This window comes from Methylobacterium sp. CCH5-D2 (genome assembly GCF_001556475.1).
GTDB classification, from domain to species: domain Bacteria; phylum Pseudomonadota; class Alphaproteobacteria; order Rhizobiales; family Beijerinckiaceae; genus Methylobacterium; species Methylobacterium hispanicum.
On the sequence record NZ_LSIX01000018.1, the window covers coordinates 1 to 4,343 of the forward strand.

General features: G+C 72.3%; 4 protein-coding genes and 1 pseudogene. 2 read left to right on the forward strand and 3 right to left on the reverse strand.

All coding sequences use genetic code 11. From position 1 onward, the window contains the following. From AX737_RS35255 to AX737_RS00425, 3 genes and pseudogenes are all read right to left on the reverse strand, one after another. Positions 1-145, reverse strand: a pseudogene (locus AX737_RS35255) (hydroxypyruvate isomerase); the annotation flags it as partial. Between the two features lie 8 nt (positions 146-153). Further along, entirely contained in the window at positions 154-1,065 is a 912-nt protein-coding gene (gene ltnD, locus AX737_RS00420; protein WP_066918115.1) for an L-threonate dehydrogenase, read from the reverse strand. A gap of 88 nt (positions 1,066-1,153) precedes the next feature. Then, complete coding sequence (locus AX737_RS00425; protein WP_066918116.1) at positions 1,154-2,470, reverse strand: MFS transporter; 1,317 nt, start codon at positions 2,468-2,470, stop codon at positions 1,154-1,156. 181 nt (positions 2,471-2,651) lie between these two features. On the opposite strand from AX737_RS00425, the gene AX737_RS00430 reads away from it, so the two are divergent. Then, positions 2,652-3,668, forward strand: coding sequence for a LacI family DNA-binding transcriptional regulator (locus AX737_RS00430; protein ID WP_066918117.1), 1,017 nt, complete (start codon positions 2,652-2,654; stop codon positions 3,666-3,668). After that, positions 3,665-4,339, forward strand: a complete 675-nt coding sequence (locus AX737_RS00435) for an aldolase (protein ID WP_066918118.1) — start codon at positions 3,665-3,667, stop codon at positions 4,337-4,339. Before AX737_RS00430 ends, AX737_RS00435 begins: the two co-directional genes overlap by 4 nt. The last annotated feature ends 4 nt before the right edge of the window (positions 4,340-4,343 follow it).

Genomic DNA, 4,343 nt, shown 5'->3' on the forward strand with positions numbered 1-4,343 from the left:
GCCGCTCGGCGATCGCCTCGGGCGGGTGCTCGTAGGGGAACAGGAACTCGACCGCGTCGAAGCCCGCATCCGCGGCCGCCGCGAAGCGGTCGAGGAAGGCGTGCTCCGTGAACATCAGCGTGAGGTTGGCGGCGAAGCGCGGCATGGCTCGTCTCACTCCTTCGCGGGCAGCGTCACGCCCGAGAGCTGGGCGTAGATCCGGGCCACCGAGGCGTCGTCGTCGCGGCCCATCCCGGCGCCCGACGCCGCCAGGAACATCTGCAGGGCGGCGGCCGCCACCGGCACGGGGTGGCGCTCGGCCCGGGCCATGTCCTGCACGATGCCGAGGTCCTTGACGAAGATGTCGACCGCGCTCTTCGGGCTGTAATCGCCCTCGACGACGTGGGGCATCCGGTTCTCGAACATCCACGAATTGCCGGCGGACGCCGTGATCACCTCGTAGACCTTGGCGAGGTCGAGGCCTTGCTTGGCCGCGAAGCTCATCGCCTCGCTGGCGGCGGCGATGTGCACGCCGGCCAGCAGCTGGTTGATCATCTTGAAGGCCGCGCCCTGGCCGGCGGCGTCGCCGAGTTCGTAGAGCCTGCCCGCCATGGCATCCAGGGCGGGGCGGGCCGCCGCGAAGGCCTGCGCCGAGCCCGAGGCCAGGAAGGTGAGGGCGCCCTCCGCCGCGCGGGCCGCGCCGCCGCTCATCGGCGCGTCGAGGTAGAGCCGGCCGGTCGCCTCCAGGCGCTGGGCGAGACCCCGGGCGATGGCCGGATCCATGGTGGCGGAGGAGACGAAGACGGCGCCCGGCCGCATGGTCCCGGCGGCGCCGTCCGGCCCGAACAGCACGGCCTCGGTCTGGGCGGCGTTGACCACGACGCAGACCACGACGTCGGCGCCCTCGGCCGCCTGGGCCGGGGTAGCGGCCCCGCGCCCGCCCGCCGCCTGGAAGCGGGCGACCGCCTCGGGGTTCACGTCGCAGGCGGCGACCGAGAAGCCCGCCCGCAGGAGCGAGGCCGCCATGCCGGCGCCCATCGAGCCGAGGCCGATCACCGCGGCGCGGCCTGTCTGAGTGGTGCTCATGGTGTGGGATCCTGGGTTGTTCGGGATCGGGGCGGCAAGGCCGCCGCAGCATTTCCCTCCCCCGCAGAGGGGGGAGGGAGAACGCGCGCTATCGGTTCACCAGCCGCTTCGGCGTCAGGAACACGCAGGCCGCGCCGATCACCAGCATCGCGGCGAGCGCGTACATGCCGCCGGCCGTGCTGCCGGTGGAGTCGCGCACCGCCCCGATCACGAAGGGTGCCACGAAGCCCGCGAGGTTGCCGACCGAGTTGATCAGGGCGATGCCGGCGGCGGCCCCCGTTCCGGCCAGGAACGCCGTCGGCAGCGACCAGAACAGGGGCGCGCAGGTGAGCACGCCGCCCGCCGCCACCGAGAGCGCCGCGATCGCGATCACGGTGCTGCCGGTGCTCGCCGCCACGACGAAGCCGACGGAGCCCGCCAGCGCCGGCACGATCAGGTGCCAGCGGCGCTCGCGCATCCGGTCGGCGCTGCGGCCGAGCAGGATCATCACGAAGACCGCGAACAGGAACGGGATCGCGCTGACGAGGCCGATGTTGAGGTTGCCCTGGATCCCGGACGCCTTGACGATCGTCGGCATCCAGAAGGTCAGGCCGTACTGACCCGTCACGAAGGCGAAGTAGATCAGGCTCATGAACCAGATCCGGCCGTTGCGGAACACGGTGGCGATCGAGTGCGGGCTCTCCGTCTTGCCCTCGCGCTCGGCCGCGATGTCGCGCTCGATCACGGCCTTCTCGGCCTCGGTGAGCCAGGCCGCGTCGGCCGGCCGGTTGTCGAGGTAGAGGAACACCGCCGCGCCGACCAGAACGGCCGGGATCGCCTCGATCAGGAACATCCACTGCCAGCCCGAGAGGCCGTAGGCGCCGTTGAAGGCGTCCATGATCCAGCCGGAGAGCGGGTTGCCGAAGATGCCCGACACGGGAATCGCCGACATGAACACCGCGATCACCCGGGCGCGGCGATGCGCGGGGAACCACGAGGTCACGTAGAGGATCACGCCCGGGTAGAAGCCGGCCTCGGCCAGCCCCAGCAGGAAGCGCATGATGTAGAACGAGGTCGCCGAGTTCACGAACATGAAGGCGCCCGAGATCAGGCCCCAGGTGATCATGATCCGGGCGATCCAGACCCGGGCGCCGACCCGGTGCAGGATCACGTTCGAGGGCACCTCGAACAGGAAGTATCCGATGAAGAACAGGCCCGCGCCCAGCCCGTAGACCGTCTCGCTGAACTTCAGCTCCTGCGACATCTGCAGCTTGGCGAAGCCGACGTTCACCCGGTCCAGGTAGGCGATCACGTAGCAGAGCATCAGGAACGGCACGAGGCGCCAGAACACCTTCGTGTAGGTCTGCTCGACGAAATCCTGCGGCGGCGCGGCGGCCCCCGGCACCGTTGCGGCCTGCACGGTCATGGGCGTTCTCCCTGTCGGCCCCTGAGCCCGGGGCGATCGTGGCGGCCGCTCTGACGGCGGCGCTCGGGACAGACGTATCCCGGAATGGCAGCGCTGCCAACATTTTTTGGGAGCGCTGCCAATTCTGTTGTGACGGACCGGGCCGCTTGTTATGTCGATGGGGCGCCGGGAGGGGCGGGGCATGACCATCCACCAGACACCGGGCCGTCTCGTGACGATCGCCGACGTCGCCCGGGAGGCGGGGGTCGGCGAGAGCACGGTCTCGCGCGTCCTGCGCGGCCAGGGCTCCTTCTCGAAGCGGGCGGGCGAGCGCGTGCTGGAGGCCGCCGCCCGGCTCGGCTACGTGCCGAACCGGCTCGCGGGCGCGCTCGCGGGCAACGCCGATTCGGCCGGCTCCCAGCTCGTCGGCGTGGTGATTCCCTCGCTCGCCAACATCGTGTTCCCCGACCTGCTGCGCGGCCTCACCGGGGCGCTGGACGAGGCCGGCTTCCAGGGCGTCGTCGGGGTGAGCGACTACGATCCGGTGCGCGAGGAGGCGCTGGTGGCCGGGCTCCTGTCCTGGCGCCCCGCCGCCCTCGTGCTGACGGGGTTGGAGCACACGGCGCTCACGGTGACGCGGCTGCGGGCGGCCGGCATCCGGATCGTCGAGATGATCGATACCGACGGGCCGGGCCTCGACATCGTGGTGGGCTTCTCGAACCGCGCGGTCGGGCACGCCAGCGCCCGCCACCTCGTCGGGCGCGGCTACCGGCGCATCGCCTATGTTGGGCACGACCTCGGCCGGGACGTGCGGGCGGCCAAGCGGCTCGCCGGGTTCGAGGCGGCGCTCGCGGAGGCGGGCCTTGCCCTGCATGCCCGCGAGCTGGTGGCCGAGCGCTCCTCGGCCGCCGCCGGCCGCGCCGCCCTGGAGGCGCTGGTGGCGCGCGCGCCCGACACCGACGCGGTCTACTTCTCGAACGACGACATGGCGCTCGGCGGCTACTTCGCCTGCCTCGGAAGCGGCTGGGCGGTGCCCGGGCGGATCGCGCTGTTCGGCTGCCACGCCCTCGACATCACGGCGGCCATGCCGCAGCCGCTCTCCACCATGCGCACGCCCCGCCTCGCCATCGGCCGGGCGGCGGCCGAGCACTTGCGCGCGGGCGGCCCGCCCGGGACGATCGATCTCGGCTTCGAACTGAGCGAGGGAGCCACCGCATGAGCGCCACCGAGAGCAGACTGCGCGAGGAGATCTGCCGCTACGGCCGCTCGCTGTTCGAGCGCGGCCTCACGCCGGGTTCGTCCGGCAACATCTCCGTGCGGCTCGACGACGGCGGCTGGCTGGTCTCGCCGACCAACGCCTCGCTCGGCTTCCTCGACCCGGCCCGGATCTCCCGGCTCGACGCCGGGGGGAACCTCGTCTCCGGCGACAAGCCCACCAAGGAGATCCCGCTCCACACCGCGCTCTACCAGAGCCGCCGGGAAGCGCGCGCGATCGTGCATCTCCACTCGACGCACGCGGTCGCGGTCTCGATGCTGCCCGAGATCGACCCGCGGGCGGTGCTGCCGCCGCTGACGCCCTACTACCTGATGCGCACCGGGGGCACGGCGCTGGTGCCGTATTTCCGCCCCGGCGACCCGGCGGTCGCCGACGCGATCCGGGGCCTGGCCGGCCGCTACAGCGCGGTGCTGCTCGCCAACCACGGGCCCGTGGTGGCCGGCGAGAGCCTGGAGGGCGCGGTCTTCGCCACGGAGGAACTGGAGGAGACGGCCCGGCTCTACCTGCTCCTGCGCAACCTCAACCCGCGCGCCCTCTCGCCCGCCCAGGTGGACGACCTCGTCGCCCATTTCGGGCTGACCCTGCCGGAGCACCGCGGCGGGTGCGGCGGCTGAGGGG

Excerpts from the sequence above, each read along its gene's own strand:
- AX737_RS00435 (WP_066918118.1), top strand. The coding sequence starts at position 3,665 with ATGAGCGCCACCGAGAGCAGACTGCGCGAGGAGATCTGCCGCTACGGC.
- AX737_RS00430 (WP_066918117.1), top strand. The coding sequence starts at position 2,652 with ATGACCATCCACCAGACACCGGGCCGTCTCGTGACGATCGCCGACGTC.
- ltnD (WP_066918115.1), bottom strand. The coding sequence starts at position 1,065 with ATGAGCACCACTCAGACAGGCCGCGCCGCGGTGATCGGCCTCGGCTCG.
- AX737_RS00425 (WP_066918116.1), bottom strand. The coding sequence starts at position 2,470 with ATGACCGTGCAGGCCGCAACGGTGCCGGGGGCCGCCGCGCCGCCGCAG.